Raw genomic sequence first — 17,110 nt, forward strand, 5'->3', positions numbered from 1 at the left:
CTATGCGGCCGAGCTAACGGCAATCGCAGGCTCCGTTTCATAAGTCTCTCCCCTCAGAATCTTGATCAACTCCTGCGCCGCGCTCTCCCAACCGCGGGCGTGCGCATGCGCCAGGCCTTTTTCTCGGTACACGGCGCGCAACGCGTCGTCCGTCAACAGGCTCTCGATCTTGCGCGCGATGTCGTCGACCGAATGCGGGTCGCAGTACATCGCCGCATCGCCGCACGCCTCGGTCAGCGCCGGATGCGGCGAAACGATCGCCGGGCAGCCGCAATACATCGCTTCGAGCGGAGGCAGGCCGAATCCTTCGTACAACGAAGGAAATGCAAGGCAGGCGGCATGCTCGTAAAGCGCTTTCAATTCGCCGTCCGACACGTAGCCCGCACGCACGATCTGCGCGCCCGATCCGGAAGACGCACCCACCTGGGGCGAGGCTAATCCGGCCTGGGCGAACACCCGCGAGTTGGCACCGCCGACCACGACGAATTTCACGTCGCGCAAATGCCCGAGCCGCTCGACGGCTGCCAACACGCGTTGCAGGTTCTTGCGCGGATCCAAACTGCCCACGATGACGCAATACTTCACATCGCGCAGCGCGAGCCGATCGACGATCGAGGAATCGGCAACGATGCGGCCGAAATGGTCCACGGCGGGGCGCACTACCCGCACGCGCGACACTTCGGCGCCGAGCAACTCGCAAATGCGCGCTTTCGAAAACGCCGACACGGTCAACAGGATCGGCGCATGCCGTATCAGCAGCGCGAACTTGACGCGATACCAAGTGCGAAAGAGCCAGGAAAAGGTGTGCGGGGTATCGTAGACGGCCATGTCGTGCACCATCACGACGTGGCGGCGCTTGAACACGGGCCCGCTGTTGCACAGGCTCAGCAACAACTCGCCCCGCGTGGCGAGCGGCAAAGCGATCTGCTCCCACAAATCGCCCTTGAGCCAAGGCACTTGCCGCAACCGCTCGATGGGCGATGCCGATTCGATCGCATTCTTGGGTACCGCTACTTCTATTTCGTCCGCCGCTGCGTAGTTGGTGCGTACGGCGCGCAACAGTTCGTAAGCCACCCGCTGCACGCCCGTCAAGCGCTGCGCGGTGAACTTACCATTGACTACGAGGCGCATAGTGCTCCCGAAAAAACGAGTCGATGAGGCCGCGCGCAAAACGCGGCCTTCGACATCACGCCGTCGCGTCGAACATCGGTTCCGTGTCGTCGCCCGAGCCGTAATAGCCGTAGTAGCGATGGCTGCGCGAAAGGGGGATCGCGTTGAACACCGCGCCCGTGACGCGTGCTTCCGAGCGTTCGAGCTTGCGAATCGTTTCCGCGATCTCCTCCTCGCTTTGCATGCCCGAGCGCAGCACCAGCACGGTGGCGCCCGCGTCGCCCGCAATGATGGCGGCATCGGTCACGACCAGGAACGGCGGCGTGTCGACGATGACGAGATCGAATTCTTGCGAGAACCGCTGCAGCAACTCGCGGAAGTTGTGGCGCATCAAAAGCGCCGCGGGGTTCGCGATGCGGCTGCCGCAGGAAAGCAACGTCAACCCTTCAACGCTCGTGCGGCGCAACGCTTCGTGCGGCTGCATCGCCCCCTTGAGCACTTCGGAAAGGCCGCCGCGATTGGGCTGGCCGAAGTAGTAGGCCAAGTGACCGGCGCGCATATCGGCGTCGATCAGCAGCACGCGCGATCCGACTTCGGCGTGCAACACCGCCATGTTGGCCGCGACGAAGCTCTTGCCGGCAGACGGCGTCGGCCCCGCCATCATGACGATGTTGTTGGGCGCATGGGCCAAGTCGAGCGAGAGCGAAGTGCGCACGCTGCGCAATGCCTCGATCGACGGATCGTCGGGGTAACGATCGGCGAGCACCTTCGATACTCCCCCGCCCGTTGCGACCACGCGTCCGTCCGCCGGCACGGCGTTTTGCACGCGCGCCGGCAGGCCGGGCACCGCACTGCGCGAGGACAGAGAGCGCCGCTGCAGCGCGCCGATCTCTTGGTCCAGGCGCGCTTGCTGCTGGCTGTACAGCACTTCGCCCATCAACGGCACGCCCAGGCGCGCCTCGACGAACAGCGGATCGGTCACGCCCATCAGCACGTGGCGACGCACGAAAACCGTCGACACGCCAAGCAACAAACCGAGCACGACACCGCCGGGCAGCACGATCAGCGGATCGGGCTTGACAGGACGGAACGGCACCGCCGCTGCGTCGACGATATGCGCGCCGCCGGTCGTGCTGGCGCGACGCACGGACAATTCTTCTGCCTTTTGCATCATGCCGAGGTAGACCTGCTCCGCCACTTTGGCGTCGCGCGTGAGGTCGACGTTCTTGCGCTCGGAAGACGGCATCGCCGCGAAGCGCGTGTCGAACGCGCCCTTCTGCGCGCGCAGTTGGCTCAATTGCTCGTCGATGTTACGCACCCACCGGCTATCGGGCGTGTAGCGGTCGAGCAATTGCGTGCGTTGGATCTGCAAATCGGCGATGCGGCGATCGAAGTCGATACCGCCTTGCAAGTACGCTTGGGCTTCGCTCGTCGGCTGCATCGATTGGGCCGTCGTCTGATAGCTCGACAACGCTTGCTCGGCTTTTTCCAACTCGGCATGCAGACGCGGCAGTTCCTTGTTGATGAACGCCAAGGTCGAACTGTCGTTGCGCTGCTTCGCGGCAACGGCGGTCATCATGTACTGCTGCGAGATGGCGTTGGCCACTTCCGCGGCTTTCTCGGGATGACGATCCGAATACGTGATTTCGACGAGGCCCGTGTCCTTGACCTTGTCGCTTACCTTCAAGTCCTTGGTGAATCGCTTGATCGCATCGAGCATGGCCCAGTGCTTCACTTCGAACTGCGTGCCGGGGCGCGCCGCAAGCTCGGTCACCAGCATCGACACACCATCGCTCGAACGTGCGAGCGTGCCGATTTGGCCGGTCAAAATCGCTTCGCCGCCCGGGCCGCGCAGCTCGTACCGGCCGCCATCGAGCGCGGTCAGCGTCAGCTTGCGCTCCTCGAGCGACGGCGGCACGTCGAGTTGGCCGATATGCACCTTCTCGCCACCCCACGCATACGAACCCATGCCGAACCACGCGCCGGCCGGGTGCCCCGGCTTCGCGAGCTTTTGCACCAGGTTGCCGATGACCGGCAGCGTCTTCGGCGTGATGGTCACGTCGAAGCGATACCGGTTGATGATCGGCTCGAGCACGGAGCGGCTCTGCATGATCGCGATTTCGGCCGACGGCGACGGCGCGGGCGGCGCGAACTGCTGCCCCTGCGAGGAAATGCCGAGCGCGTTCGGTTCGGGCGGGTCGACCCGCACGAGCACATCGGCCTCGTACTCGGGCGTCGCGATGAACAGGTAGGCCACGGCGAGCGCCGTCACGGCCAGCGCCACGCCGAGCACCTCGAAGATGTGATCGCGCAGCAGCTTTAATAGGTCGCGTGCAGACAGTTGGCTGCGTTCGCCTCCTGTTTGCACGTAGAGAGAGTTGAGAGCCAAATCGTTCACTGGCGTCGTCCTCGAAAATGTAGCGTTGTGTGGATCGCGTCCGCTTTCATTGCGCCTTCTGTTGTTGCGAACCCGGTTGCTGGTTGCGCACCGCCTCTTCCAGCACCTCGAGCAAGAGCTTCAGATCGGAGACGAGGATCGCGCAGGACTTCAGTCCCAGCACTTCCGCCGTCCCGATCGAGTTGCGGACATGCTCCAGCGCAGCGTCATAAACGTTCATGGATCGAGTTCAAAAACGGTTGCCACGTATGCTCCGCCGGCAAACGCCGCGGCCGCTCGCAATCGCTGCGCGCGGCCGCCGCCATCAGCTGGCGCGTCCGTAGACATCCTCGAAGCGGACGATGTCGTCCTCGCCGAGATAGGCGCCCGATTGAACTTCGATCAATTCGAGCGGCACCTTTCCGGGGTTTTCGAGCCGATGCTTGACGCCGAGCGGAATATACGTCGATTGATTTTCTCCGAGCAGGAACTGCTCTTCGCCGCGCGTGACGAGAGCCGTGCCGCGTACGACGATCCAATGCTCGGCGCGATGATGGTGAAGCTGCAGCGACAATTGCGCCCCGGCCTCGACCACGATGTGCTTAACCTGAAAACGCTCGCCCTTGTCGATCGAGTCGTAGCAGCCCCACGGTCGCTGCACCTTCCGATGGGCGTCGACCTCCGGCCCCTGCTGATCGGCGATGCGCCCGACGATGCGTTTGACGTCCTGCACCCGGGAGCGATCGACGACGAGCACGGCATCCGCGGTTTCGACGACGACGAGATCGGACACGCCCACGCAGGTCACGAGCCGGCTTTCGGCGCGCACGTAGCACGATTGCGCGTCCTCCATCAGCACGCGGCCCGACGCGACGTTGCCGCTCGCATCCTTGCCGAGGGCATCCCACACCGAATCCCACGAGCCCAAATCGGACCATGCCGCATCGAGCTGAACGACCACGCCCTCGACGCCGCCGCCGCGCGCGAGGTTTTCCATCACGGCGTAGTCGATCGAATCGGAGGGCACGTCCGCGAACAGCTGTTCGTTCGGCTTGTAGCCAGTTGCGCTATCCTCTCCTGCTTCGTAGGCGGCAGCGCAAGCCGCGAACGTCTCCGGTTGCATCTGCTGCAACGTCGAGAGCCAAACGCTCGCACGCAATACGAAGATGCCGCTGTTCCAGAAGTATTTGCCCGAGGCAAGGTAGGAACGCGCCACTTCGAGCGGCGGCTTTTCGACGAAACGGGCAATTTTGCGGGCATCGCCGATCTCGTCGCCCGGTTCGATGTAACCGTAGCCGGTTTCGGCGCGCGTGGGCCGAATCCCGAGCGTGACGATCGCACCGCGCTCGGCATGACGCGCGGCCACGGCGACGGCGCGCTGGAATGCCGCCACGTCGCCGATCATATGGTCGGCGGGCATCACGACGAGCACGGCGTCGTTGCCGTCCGCGAGCGCATGCATGGCCGCGAGCGAGAGCGCAGGGGCCGTGTTGCGCCCGGTCGGCTCGATGATGAACTGCGCGCCCACCCCGAGTTGCTCCATCTGCTGGGCACTGATGGCGCGGTGCTCGGAGCCGCAGACGATGATCGGGGTGTCGTCGATCTGCAATTGCACATCGGCGAGCCGCTGCAGCCTCTGCACCGTCATTTGCAGAAGCGAGCCTGCGCCGAGCACATCGACGAGTTGCTTGGGGAAATGCTTGCGCGAGAGCGGCCAAAGCCGGGTGCCTGAGCCGCCCGCGAGCACGACGGCCCGCGTGCGCAGCGCCGACTGTGGCGCCAGGGTGTGCGGCGCGCGCAATTGCGTCACCGCCCCGACCTTACGCGGTCGCTCCCTCGTTTCGACAGGAGTACTCATCTGCTTGTTCTCCTAATGGGTCCGGATGCATGAAGAAGCGGCGAGCGTTGCGCAAAAAGAGCGCGTCACCGACCGCTTCGGCTCATGTTGCTGTGAAGCATAGCGAGACAAGTTCATGCGTAATCCCGAAGGTCGCAAAAGGCCGATGTGTTGGCGGATTTGGGTGAAGCCCGACAAACATTACAAATACCCGAAGGCTTAAGATCGGTAAATGACAGATCGGTGCAATTATGCGAAATGACAATATTTCTGATTAAAGCCCGATATTTTTTACCGAGACCGCCCGCGGAAGGCCGCCAGCCCTGACCCCAACAATGCCGAAGGGGTGCACGAAAAAAAACCGAGTTTGTAAATTTTTATAACAAAAATATAAAAAATACTTCAGCGATTAAACTTCTCCGACCCGACCGCTCGCGCCAAATACACGGCTATTTTTGCCAGGTTTTTCTCCAAAAATCGACATGGCATCATGATGATTACGATGATGCACCGCAACACTCATCGTGTTCACCATGCGGGAGGAATGCTTCGTGGATCGCGCCACTGTCTTTACTACACCGCACGTCATGCGGCGAGAAATGACCTCGCTAGCAGACGCGCGCCATATTGGGATCCTCATCTTCGACGGTCACTGCCTGTTCACGACGGGGGTGATCAGCGAAGTCTTTCAATTGGCCAACGCCTTGATGCGCTTCTCGAGCAATCAACCTCCTTACCGGGTGTCGTTGCTCTCCAAGCTCGGCGGCCCGGTGACGAGTTCGTCCTCGATCGCCGTCATGACGCAGCGTCTGGACTCCTATTCGGTGGGGGACTTTCACGCGTTATACGTCGCAAGTAACGACGTGCGTGTGACATCGGGCTTCGACGTGCAACTCGCGCGCTGGCTTTCCGGGCCCGGCTCGCCCGCTCATGCGGCCGCGGCGCGGCATGCGTCCGCGTTCGGCGTGGGCATGGGGCACGCTCGGCCGAACGTGCCGGTGTTTTGGATCGGCTCGGGCTCGATGCCGGCGTGGGCGCTGAACCAAAAAGCCGCGCAAATGGCGCTGACGCAGATCGCCTCCGATCACGGCGAAGACATGTCGCTGCGCATCGCGAGCAGCCTGCCGCCGTCAGTCGGAGAAGTCGTGAAAGCGCGCAGCGAGACGCCGAACCTGAACACTACCGTCGATAAGATCCACGAGTCGACGCGCTGGATGCGCGAGAACTTCGGCAGCGACATTTCCGTGTCGGACGCCGCCGCCGTCGCGGCCATGAGCGTTCGTAATTATTTGCGGCGCTTCAAAAGCGAGTTCGGGGTCACGCCGCTCGAGTACTTGATGCAGCTCAGATTCGAAGCGATCTGCGCCATGCTCGTCGGCACCAAGTTGCCCGTCGACAAGATTGCCCGGCGCTGCGGCATGGGCAACGGCGATCGCTTGGGACGCCTATTCAGAAAACGGTACGGCGTATCGCCCACCGTCTATCGGAAACACGCATTGAGTCAGTGACGGGCGCGGCGCCGTGGCATCGGGCCGCCTAGGGCGCGCGTCATTGCTCGGGAGGACACGTTTGGGGCTTTTCTTACCTATCGCATCGTCGATCGACTCGTGGCGAGCGTGAACGGCTTCGCGAGCGCAACGCCAAGAGCGTGGCATGCGATTGCGGACGAACGAACGAACAACGACTAGGAGTGAAGAAATGCGAGGACTGCAAGATCTTTGGGCGCGCGTATTCGACGTCGGCATCATCGCGCTGGGCGCCCTGATCGCATCGCAACTGCGATTCGAAGGCGTGGCCGACGCGCGGCTTTACTGGGCTTTCGTCGCCTTCTCGGCTGCTTTGTCGCTGGTCGTGTTTCCGTCGTTCGGCGTCTACGAGTCATGGCGCGGCCGCTCCAAGCGCGCGCTCGTGCGGCAAATCGCATTGGCCTGGGCGCTGGTTCAGGTAGGCGCGATGGCGCTCATGTTCTCGTTGCACATGGTCAACCTGGTGTCGCGGCTGTGGTTCGGCTATTGGACCGTCATCTCCGGCGCCGTCATGATCGGGGGCAGGCTGTGGATGCACGCGGTGCTCGCCCGCATGCGCACGGCCGGCATGAACTTGCATCAGGTGGCGATCGTAGGGTGCGGCGCGCATTGCGACGACCTGATCCGGAAGATCGAAACGTCCCCCACCACCGGTTTTCGCGCCGCGGCGATCTACAACATCAATTCGGGCGGCACGCCGATCGCGCACCCCGAGATCCCGGTGTACGACGATCGCGCCGCGTTCGCTGCATTCGTGCGCGAACAAGAGCTGGACGAACTCTGGCTCGCGCTGCCGTTGGCTGAAGACGCCGCGATCATGGACGTCGTCAACGAATTCCGCAACGATCTGATCAACATTCGCTTCATGCCCGACGTGCGCATGTTGTCCCTGTTCGAAGGAAGCGTGACGAATTTGTTGGGACTGCCGACGATCAACCTGATTGCGTCGCCGGTGCCGCCGAGCGCGCTCATCAAGAAGGAACTGTTCGATCGCTTGTTCGCAGCCGCGGCGTTGATTGCGTTGGCGCCCGTCATGATCGCGATCGCCATCGCGGTCAAGCTCAGCTCGGAGGGGCCGGTGTTCTTCAAGCAGCGCCGCAAAGGCGTGGATGGGCGAGTGTTCGAAATCTACAAATTCCGCTCGATGCGCGTGCATCAAGCGAAGGACGGCGTGCTCGAGCAGGCCAAGCGCGGCGACCCGCGGGTGACGCGCGTGGGCGCTTTCCTACGACGCACCAGCATGGACGAGCTCCCGCAGTTCATCAACGTGTTGAAAGGCGAAATGTCGGTCGTGGGACCGCGCCCCCACGCCATCGAGCACGACAATCTTTATCAACCGATCGTACAGGGCTATATCCATCGCTACCGCGTCAAACCAGGCATCACGGGCTGGGCGCAGGTCAACGGTTTCCGCGGCGAAACGGAGCGAGTGGAAAAAATGGAGCAGCGCGTCGCCCACGATCTTTATTACCTACGCAATTGGTCCTTCCGGCTCGACATGCGGATCATCTTGGCGACGATCTTCAAGGGCCTACGTCATACCAATGCGTACTGAAGCAACGCCTACTGAAGCATGGAGTGCGAACAATGAAAAACTCAATACGATTGCTCGACCCGAACGCAAGTAACGGCAATGCGACGCGCGCGCGCGCCGTCAGAAGCTGCACGACGGCCCTCACCGCGCTGTCGACGCTGCTCGCCGCGTGCTCGATCGTTCCCGGTCAGCATATGGAGACGCCCCCTTCTCTGCCCGTTTCGTCGACACCCGACGGCGCGGTGCAAACCGCGGAGCAGATTCCGATTCAGCCGATCGACTTGAACCTGATCAAACAGCTTCAAGGCAGCGCGAGCCAAATGCAAATCGCCAATCAGCTCGACTTGTTCGCCAAGCCCGGCCCGTACAAGCTCGGCCCAGGCGACGTGCTGCAGATCACCGTGTGGGATCACCCCGAACTCGCGGCCGCACTCGGTCAGCAAACGCAAACGTCGAAAACGAGCGATCCCGGCCAGGGTTTCGTCGTCGACGGCCAAGGCAACCTCGACTTCCCCTACCTGTCGCACCCGATTCACGCGGCCGGCAAGACCGTCGAGCAGGTACGGCGCGATGTTAGGTCCGATCTAGCCAAGCAGTTCCGCGAGCCGCAGGTGACCGTTCGCGTGGCGTCGTACCGGTCGGCGCAGGTGTACGTCGACGGCGAAGTGCGCGCCCCTGGCGGCGAATCGATCAACGATATTCCGATGACGTTGACCGAAGCCGTGAACCGTGCGGGCGGCTTTACCGCGAACGCCGATCGGGCGCATTTGACCATCACGCGCAACGGCACGTCCTACCCGATCAATCTCACGCAGATGATTGCGCTCGGCAAGAATCCGCAAGACATCATGCTGCAGCCCGGCGACATGCTGCGCGTGAGCACGCGCGACGACAACACGGCTTACGTAATGGGCGAAGTGGCCAAGCCGATCGCCGCCACGCCCACCGCCGACGGCAAGCTCACGCTCGCCGAGGCGCTGAGTCAAGCCGGCTTCATCAACCAGGGCACGTCCAATGCGAGGCAGTTGTACGTGATTCGCGAAGAGAACGGCAAGCCGCTCGTCTATCACTTGGATTCGAGCTCCCCGGTCTCGATGCTGCTCGCCAATCAGTTCAACCTGCAGCCCAAGGATGTGGTGTACGTCGACAATGGCCCGCTCGTCCGCTTCAACCGCGTGTTGAGCCTGCTGTTGCCCGCGCTCAACGCCGGCTTGACGGCAGCGATCGTGACCAAATAAGCCGAGGGAAAGCGAGCGTGGCCTACGTCTCCTTGATCGCGCTGATTTTCAGCGTGACGAACTTCGTCCCAATCAGCGCGATCGGCTTCGCGCCGATGGTGCTGTGCGGGTGGCGCTTCTTCGGACGCCGCTACCCGTCGTTCATCGCACCGCTCGTGACCTTCGCGGCGTTCGCCTTGCTTTCCACGCTCTACTACAACCCGCAATCGTTCACCGAATTCGATTTTTATCGTCACGACGGCAACTTTTTCGTTTCCTATGCGCCGATTCTGGCCGGTTGCGTCTACATGCACCGCTGGGATCTGAACAAGGTTTTGCGCCGTTTTTATACCTTTGCTGTGCTCGTCAACATCCCGTATTACCTCTGGTATGTCGCGCAGAACGGGCTGTTGACGATTTTCCGCCACCCGTCCGACACGTTCGGCAGCTACTTCATCGCGCGTAATGCGGCGGGCGGATTCCTGGCTGTGCTCCTGTGTCTCGGTATCGCCTGCTATTCGATGAGGCGAAGCCGCGGCATGCTCGCGTTGATGGGCGTCAATGCGCTGATGTTGTTCTCGACCTATAGCCGCGGATCGGCGTTCGGCATCTTGGTGCTGCTGCCCTATCTATACTTCGGGCGCAAACGTTGGATGCTCGCCTCGCTCATGGGCGGTCTCATTGCCGCATCGCTGTTCATTGCGTACCTGCACACGCAAGGCTCGGTCGATTACATGGGCTATCAGTTCAACATCTCCAATCCCGACGAGAAGGTGGCCAATCTCAACATCCGCTATGAGTGGCTGTGGCCGCGCGCGCTGTCTTATTTCCGCCAAAGCCCGATCTTCGGCATGGGGTTCGGCTCGTTCGACGATCAGATCGCCTATGTGGTCCATTATTTTGGATTCTTCGGACAAGCGGTGGGCGTGACGGCGAACCATAGCGATTCGCACGCTCACAACTCGTTCTTGAACATCCTCGCGGAACTCGGCGTGATCGGCCTCTTGCTGATGATTACCTTTTACTGGCGTCTCATCGCCTGGTGCCAAACAGGCGCTTGGGCCTCGGTACGCGAAAACGGCCGCAATTTCGTGGCGTATCGTTTCATCGAATTGGGCTCGGTCTGCCTGCTGGCGATGTCCGCCACGGAGCACCGCTTGACCACGCCCTCGAACATGCTGCCGATTGCGCTCGTCATCTCCTTGCTGCTCGCATCGCGCGTGCGGCAAACGTATCCGGCCTTCACGCGGCGCCCCAGTCCGGTTGCGCCCGCGGCTGCCGCGCGTCGGCCCGCCCGCGTGCGCGACCCACGCGTGTCCGGCGTGGTGCCCTCGCCCAATACGGGGCGCTGACGGCGGCGGATATCCACACACGGTAAGCAAAAGGCTCGAAGCCTCGGCGCATTGCGCCTCCGCTTCGAGCTTTTTCATTCGCCCTCGGGGCGATTGCAGCGAATGATCAGTTGTCCGGGTTGTTCTGCACGAACGTTTGGAACGTACCGTATGTCGGCTGGATCGGCGTGAGGTCGTCGAGCACGATGCCGTAGGTGTAATCGCCGCTCGTCAGCTCGTAGTACATCACCGACTGCAGCCCTTGAGTCTTACGCGCCGCATAGAACTCGCCGAGTTGTGTCGTGACATAGCTCGAGCGCTGGGTCTCATTTTGCTCGGGCGCCGCATTCCACTCGGTGATCATGAACGGAACACCGTAGCGGGCCTTGCAGTACGCCGGCAAGTTGAAGCCAGGGCCGGCGCCATCCGTGCCGATGTTGAAAATGTCGCCGTAGGGCGAGTAGTTGTGCCACGTCGTGATGTCCCAGCGCACCGTCGGGTGGCCGCCCGTACCGTCGGGCTGCTGGCCGTCCCACAACATGTCCGAGGCCGCGATATCGGCCACGCAGAAGTTCACCCCAACCTTCGCGCCCGGCTGCACCGACTTGATACCGTCGATCATCCCGCGGATCGCCCCGCGCATGATCGGCCAATTCGCGTTGTTGAAGTCGGTCTTGTTCGTGCCCGCCGTCGCCGAATTGAGGATGATCGCCGGGTCGCGCGTCAGTTCGTTGCCGCATTCGTACATCGTGACGCCGTACGGCGACAGCGCGGTGGCAACCGCCGCTGCGCCCGAGTAGGCGGCGCTGTAAGCAGCCGACTCGCTCGTGTAGAGCGTCCCGGTGGAATCGCGCAGACCGTAGTCGAGGAGCGTGAAGAGCGTCATGTTCGCCGTCTGGAACTGCCTGGCCAGCGCGATGAGCGGGTTCAATTGCGTCGACTTGTTGATGCAGCCCACGCGATACGTGGTGCAGCCGAGGGCTTGCAACGCAGTGACGACTTGGGTGGGCGTGAACGGATAGTCGTAGTGGCCGTTGATGCCGTAGAAGGAACCGGCCGTTGCCGCCAAGTTCACGCGAGGGTCGCGGCAAGGCACCCAGGTGTTCATCCACGTCTTCACGTAAAACTGACCGCCCGTTCCCTGCTGATAAATCATGCCGCCGTACCAGAGCAGCAAGCTCACGTTGTACGAGTACGGATCTTTCACACCGCTTTTATAGATGTAGCCGCCCGAGAGCGTCCACTGGTTGTTCTGCTTGTCGATGATGTACGAGGCAGGAGGGATCGTCGTGCCGTCCGCGGACGTGCCCCCCAAGCGCGGGTCGAGGCATTGCGTCCAAGTCGTGCCGGTCCACTTGTAGAACGCCTTGCTGGTGTTCTCCTGGTACACGTAGCCGCCGTACCAGAGCAGCATGATCACGTTGTACGAGTACGGGTCCTTGGTGCCGTTTTTGTAAATATAACCATTCGACAGTGTCCAAACGTTTGCGCTGTTGTCCACGATAGAGGTTGCCGAGGGCACGGTAGTGCCGTCCGGCGAAGCCGCCGAGGTCGACGTCGAGCTTGCGTTCACCACCGCACCCGTTCCCGCACTGCCGCCCAAGCTGGAGCCGGAACCGCCGCCGCCACAGGCAACGAGAGCGTAGCTGCTTGCCGCTGCGGTGAGGCAGCCGAGAAATTGACGTCGTTTCATCTTTCAAACCCTCAAATGCATCGAGACAGGCCCGAGCGGAACGTGTGGAAGGCGGGGCAGCGGCATCTCGAAGCGAAACGGGGCTTTCCCAAACCAATGCTCTACAACTATTTAGTTAGCAGTCCTAACTAACAGGACAGCTTCGGGTCACAACCTCGGGCATCGCTTCCTGGGAGGGTCCGCTGTTCAGGCCCGCCCGGCGTGCACAATCGCGTTCTGGCGGAAAGCGGCTGCAACTCGTTGATGCGAAGTATCGGGGAACGCGCGGGCTGGCGAAATCAGCGCAGGAGGAAGATCGCGTAGGGCGTCAGCAAGTTCTGTAGGATTCATCCGACATAACAGGCATGAAAAACGCTCTACGGGCAAATTTCCCGAAGTGCGTATTTTTGTATCAAAGTGTGACGGCTAGTCGGCTATTTGTTACCGATACCACACTAGGGGAATCCCTAATTTGCGCAAAAAGTTTGTAGGAATTTCGGAAGTTATTACGGGCGATTAACGATTAACCCGGTTCTTTATTCGGATAACGACCCTAATTTAATTTTTGCGTTTCTGCCGCCGCATGACGATTTCGGCCGATACGAGGAAATGCCGAAACGCTTGGAGAACGGGTGCCTCGCATTGCGAAAACGGCAATTGATCCGGGCACTGCCCGGATTTGCGACAAAAGCACTGCTCTATGCGCCAGATTAGGGACGGAACGCCGCGGGCGCGGTACTGTGGAGTGTTGTGGCGCGACGCGCCTTCCCGTGGGCGAACCGATGAAGCTCCTGACGGCTTTCAAACGACACTTTTTCATCAGTCTCGGCAATGCCATGCCAACCTACGGCCCGTTCAACCGCATCCGGCCTGCCCTGTACCGCGCCGCGGGCATGACGATCGGCGCGAACGTGACGATCATCGGCCCGCTCAATGTCGAGCTGAGTTTGAACGAGGAAACGATCCGAGGCATTTCGATCGGCGATCGCGCCTACCTGAATTTCGACACGCGGCTTGCCTGCCGCAACAGCCGCATCGCGATCGGGGCCGACGTGCAAATCGGGCCACGGGTATCGTTCGAAACGGCCACGCACGATATCGTCTTCGCGCCCGAGGTGGGCCGCGGCCTCGATCATCATGAGATCCGAGTTGAAGACAAGGTTTGGATCGGTGCGGGCGCAACGATATTGCCCGGGGTCACCATCCACGAAGCGGCCGTGGTGGCCGCGGGTGCGGTCGTCACCAAGGATGTGGCGGCCTACACGGTAGTGGGTGGCGTGCCTGCACGTAAAATCAAGGACATCGCGCGCGCGTAGCGATTGGCAAATCGAAGGCGCCGCGCAACGGGGACCCGACATGACGCAGCAACCTCGCATATGAGCCGCCGAGTCGGCAGCAAACTGCGTTGGACCGGCGCGGCGCTCGCGCTCGTTTGCACCGCGGCCGGCGCCCAATCCTATCGAGACGTGGCGCCCAGCCCGCCCCCGGCGCCTACCCGGCCGACCTCCCCTCCCCGGCCGCCTGGACCGACGTCGGACTCGCAGCAAGTGGCCATTGCGACGCTGCGCGGCATCGCATTCGTCAAGGATGACGGTCATGTACTCGTGCGCTCGCGAGCATTGCCGGAAGGCAAGCCAGTAGCAGCCGTGGGCTTGCCCGTGCTGGACGATACCTTTCTTGCGCAGTTCGCGGACGATATCGGCAAGCCGCTGACATTTGCGCGGCTCGCGCAAATTCGCCGCGCCGTGATCGAACGGTTCCGCGCGGCAGGCCAGCCGCTCGTCGATGTGTACGTGCCCGAGCAGGACGTCAGCGATGGCGTCGTGCGCATCGCCGTAGCCGAATTTCATGTCGGACGCGTCATGGTGCGCGGCAATCGTTATTTTTCGGACGCGCAACTGCTGCGCGAGATGCCGTTGCAAAGCGGCGGCTCCGTCACCGAGTCGGATGTGTCCACAGGCCTGACGCTGCTGAACGCCAATCCGTATCGACGCGTCGATGTGGTGTATGCGCCTGGCGAGGGCACGAATGCGACCGACGTGATCCTGCAAACCCAAGATCGCTTCCCGTTTCGCGTCAACGCAGGCTACGACAATGCCGGCGTGCAACAGCTGGGCAGAGATCGTTTTTTTGCGGGCTTCGATTACGGCAACCTATTTGGGCTCGATCAGCAGCTCGCCTACCAATACACGGCGAGCAACGATTTACTGGGTGGCAACCCATCGATCGAAGGCCGACCGAATCGGCCCCGCTTCCAGGCGCACTCGTTCAGCTATTCGGCGCCGCTGCCTTGGTTCGATCGCGTCGAATTCTTCGGGGTGTACGCGCAGAGCACGCCGCGGCTGGATAACAGCTTCAACCAGACGGGTGTTTCGGCGCAGTTCAGCGCACGTTACGATCGGTATTTGCCACTGTTGGACGGATGGCAGCAACAGTTGCAGCTCGGCTATGACTTCAAGCGCTCGAATAACGACTTGGAATTCGGCGGCGTACAGGTCTTCAATGCCAATACGCACGTGCATCAATTTTTGATCGCATACGATGCGACGAAAAACGATTCGTTGGGACAAACGCATGCGAACGTTGCTCTGGTCGGCAGCCCCGGTCATCTGGATGGGGATAATAATGACGATGCGTTTCAGACTACGCGCAATGGCGCGACGGCGCGCTATGGGTATATGCAATTGCTGGCGCAACGCGATTTGACGATTGGCGTGGGATTTAGCTTATCCGCACGTGGGCGATTCCAATGGACGCCGAATACGCTATTGCCTAGCGAGGAGATGGGGCTTGGCGGCGACGATACCCTGCGTGGGTATGCGCCGTACAGTGTCCAAGGCGATCGTGGCTGGGATGTCCAAACGGAATTGCGCACGCCTGCCCTGGCGTTTTTCGGCGATAGCGGGCCGGCGTTTCAGCCGTTTTTGTTCGTCGATGCGGGGCATGTTTGGAACAAGATCGATCAGCCTGCGGAAGTGCAGGCGGGCATGCTGTCCAGCGTGGGGGTTGGGTTACGGTTTCAGTGGTCGCGCTTCGTGAATGCGCGCGTGACTTATGGACAGCCGTTGCGGGCGGCTGGACCGGGCGGCTCGAAGGCGCCGGTGGCGCAGGTGTTCGTGGTGATCGGGAGTTGAAAATTTTTGGGGCGCATTGTTGACAGATACGCCGAAGTGGCTAGAATAGCGCCTTCGCTCAAAGCGAGCCCAGGTGGCGGAATTGGTAGACGCACTAGGTTCAGGTCCTAGCGGTGGCAACATCGTGGAGGTTCGAGTCCTCTCCTGGGCACCAAGTTTTTTAAAAAGGTCAGCTTTAGCTGGCCTTTTTTCATTTCTGCGCCCGGGAAGCAAGGTGCCTGCGCATCTTACGTGGGGACCGAAAGGCTGCGCTTGCAAGCGCAGCCGGGTCGCGCGAGTGTGACCGAGCCCTGACTTCTTTGACCACGTTCGCAAACCGGCAACGACGAATGGCCGCTCTTATCGCCGTCGAATGAGTCTTCACGACCCGAATCGGAAATAGCGGATCTCATATCTGCTACCACAGAGCGGTCAGTCGAGTTGCACGCGACGCGTGGACTACCTGCCTACTTGTTAGCGACCTACGATGACCCGCTGCCACTAGGGCCGAAGGGCCGAAGCGCATCTTCTGGGGGCAGTTCTCTAGGAGCATCGCCGGCGAGGCCATAGACTTCGATACCACTGAGCAAACCGGCGCTCTCAAAAATGAATATCCCGGCCGGCTCATTCTCTGGGCCGAAAAGAAAGTCCCCAAGAATGTGTACGCCCGGTGGGGCGGGCTCGCAGCCCCTGATTTGGAAATTGATGGATCCACAGCCGCAAGGACAGCGCCACGGCGTTACCTCTGCCGCCGCGAGTTGTTCGAGAAACTCTCGTGCATGTGGCTCGCCATGCTCGAGCATCCAACGAGCGAGCGACATCTCGGATGCAGTCAGCGGACGGTTACGGTTGAGAGGATTCATGGAGTGGGGATCCAGCTGGTTTGTGCCAGTTTAGCAAGCCTAGATAGGTGGATATCGCTCTCGTCCGGGACACCAAAAGCAGACCCTGGTGAATGACTCAAACTGGCCGAAGAACGAAACCGCTCCCGCGGTAGGGGCTCCGGCCCGACGCTGGAGGTCAGAGCGAAGCCGGTCACGCGGTTTTATGTTGGCGAATGAGGCAATCCGCCTCGTTCTTCAGCAGGAGCCGAATCATGACCTCCGCCCAACCAGCCGTCAGCCCACTGCGTCAGCGCATGATTGACGACATGCGCATGCGCCAGCTTTCGCCCAAGACGCAGGCCAACTATCTGCGCATCGTGCGCGAGTTTGCCCGATACCTCGGGCGCTCACCTGATACCGCCACCGTCGAGGACCTGCGCGGCTACCAACTGCATCTGGTCGATCACGGCACGTCACCGATTTCGCTGAACGCCGCGATCACCGGACTGAAGTTCTTCTTCGAGATCACGCTCCGCGAGCCGGAACTGATGGCGCGGATGCAGCCCGTG

At 61.5% G+C, this 17,110-nt stretch carries 12 protein-coding genes and 1 tRNA gene; 8 read left to right on the plus strand and 5 right to left on the minus strand.

Going from position 1 to position 17,110, the window contains the following annotated elements:
• The 4 genes from QQS38_RS15155 to QQS38_RS15170 all read right to left on the minus strand — a co-directional run bounded on the left by QQS38_RS15155 (position 1) and on the right by QQS38_RS15170 (position 5,345).
• Positions 1-1,131, minus strand: a complete 1,131-nt coding sequence (locus QQS38_RS15155) for a glycosyltransferase family 4 protein (RefSeq protein ID WP_479646183.1) — start codon at positions 1,129-1,131, stop codon at positions 1-3.
• A gap of 55 nt (positions 1,132-1,186) precedes the next feature.
• Positions 1,187-3,508, minus strand: coding sequence for a polysaccharide biosynthesis tyrosine autokinase (locus tag QQS38_RS15160; RefSeq protein WP_479646184.1), 2,322 nt, complete (start codon positions 3,506-3,508; stop codon positions 1,187-1,189).
• 46 nt (positions 3,509-3,554) lie between these two features.
• Complete coding sequence (locus QQS38_RS15165; RefSeq protein WP_277426830.1) at positions 3,555-3,728, minus strand: hypothetical protein; 174 nt, start codon at positions 3,726-3,728, stop codon at positions 3,555-3,557.
• 84 nt (positions 3,729-3,812) lie between these two features.
• Positions 3,813-5,345 carry a mannose-1-phosphate guanylyltransferase/mannose-6-phosphate isomerase gene (locus QQS38_RS15170; protein ID WP_479646185.1) on the minus strand — a complete coding sequence of 511 codons (1,533 nt, stop codon included), beginning with the start codon at positions 5,343-5,345 and terminating at the stop codon, positions 3,813-3,815.
• Between the two features lie 578 nt (positions 5,346-5,923).
• Here QQS38_RS15170 and QQS38_RS15175 point away from each other — a divergent pair.
• The 4 genes from QQS38_RS15175 to QQS38_RS15190 all read left to right on the plus strand — a co-directional run bounded on the left by QQS38_RS15175 (position 5,924) and on the right by QQS38_RS15190 (position 10,953).
• Positions 5,924-6,832 carry a helix-turn-helix domain-containing protein gene (locus QQS38_RS15175; protein ID WP_479646186.1) on the plus strand — a complete coding sequence of 303 codons (909 nt, stop codon included), beginning with the start codon at positions 5,924-5,926 and terminating at the stop codon, positions 6,830-6,832.
• Between the two features lie 190 nt (positions 6,833-7,022).
• Positions 7,023-8,405 carry an undecaprenyl-phosphate glucose phosphotransferase gene (locus QQS38_RS15180; RefSeq protein WP_479646187.1) on the plus strand — a complete coding sequence of 461 codons (1,383 nt, stop codon included), beginning with the start codon at positions 7,023-7,025 and terminating at the stop codon, positions 8,403-8,405.
• 32 nt (positions 8,406-8,437) lie between these two features.
• Positions 8,438-9,622: a polysaccharide biosynthesis/export family protein gene (locus QQS38_RS15185; protein WP_479646188.1), complete on the plus strand. Its 1,185-nt coding sequence runs from the start codon at positions 8,438-8,440 to the stop codon at positions 9,620-9,622.
• Between the two features lie 17 nt (positions 9,623-9,639).
• Positions 9,640-10,953, plus strand: coding sequence for an O-antigen ligase family protein (locus QQS38_RS15190; RefSeq protein ID WP_479646189.1), 1,314 nt, complete (start codon positions 9,640-9,642; stop codon positions 10,951-10,953).
• Positions 10,954-11,059: 106 nt separating this feature from the next.
• On the opposite strand, the gene QQS38_RS15195 is transcribed toward QQS38_RS15190, so the two are convergent.
• The gene (locus QQS38_RS15195; RefSeq protein ID WP_479646190.1) at positions 11,060-12,625 is read right to left on the minus strand and encodes a hypothetical protein; all 1,566 of its coding nucleotides are present in this window, start codon (positions 12,623-12,625) and stop codon (positions 11,060-11,062) included.
• A 761-nt stretch (positions 12,626-13,386) separates the two neighbouring features.
• Here QQS38_RS15195 and QQS38_RS15200 point away from each other — a divergent pair.
• The 4 genes from QQS38_RS15200 to QQS38_RS15215 all read left to right on the plus strand — a co-directional run.
• On the plus strand, positions 13,387-13,920 hold the full coding sequence (locus tag QQS38_RS15200) for an acyltransferase (protein WP_479646191.1): 534 nt from the start codon (positions 13,387-13,389) through the stop codon (positions 13,918-13,920).
• 60 nt (positions 13,921-13,980) lie between these two features.
• Entirely contained in the window at positions 13,981-15,738 is a 1,758-nt protein-coding gene (locus tag QQS38_RS15205) for a ShlB/FhaC/HecB family hemolysin secretion/activation protein (protein ID WP_479646192.1), read from the plus strand.
• A 67-nt stretch (positions 15,739-15,805) separates the two neighbouring features.
• Positions 15,806-15,892 (plus strand) — tRNA-Leu (locus QQS38_RS15210).
• A gap of 921 nt (positions 15,893-16,813) precedes the next feature.
• Positions 16,814-17,110: site-specific integrase (locus QQS38_RS15215; RefSeq protein WP_479646193.1), on the plus strand; the 297-nt coding region annotated here is incomplete at its 3' end.

The organism is Trinickia sp. Z7 (assembly GCF_056498045.1).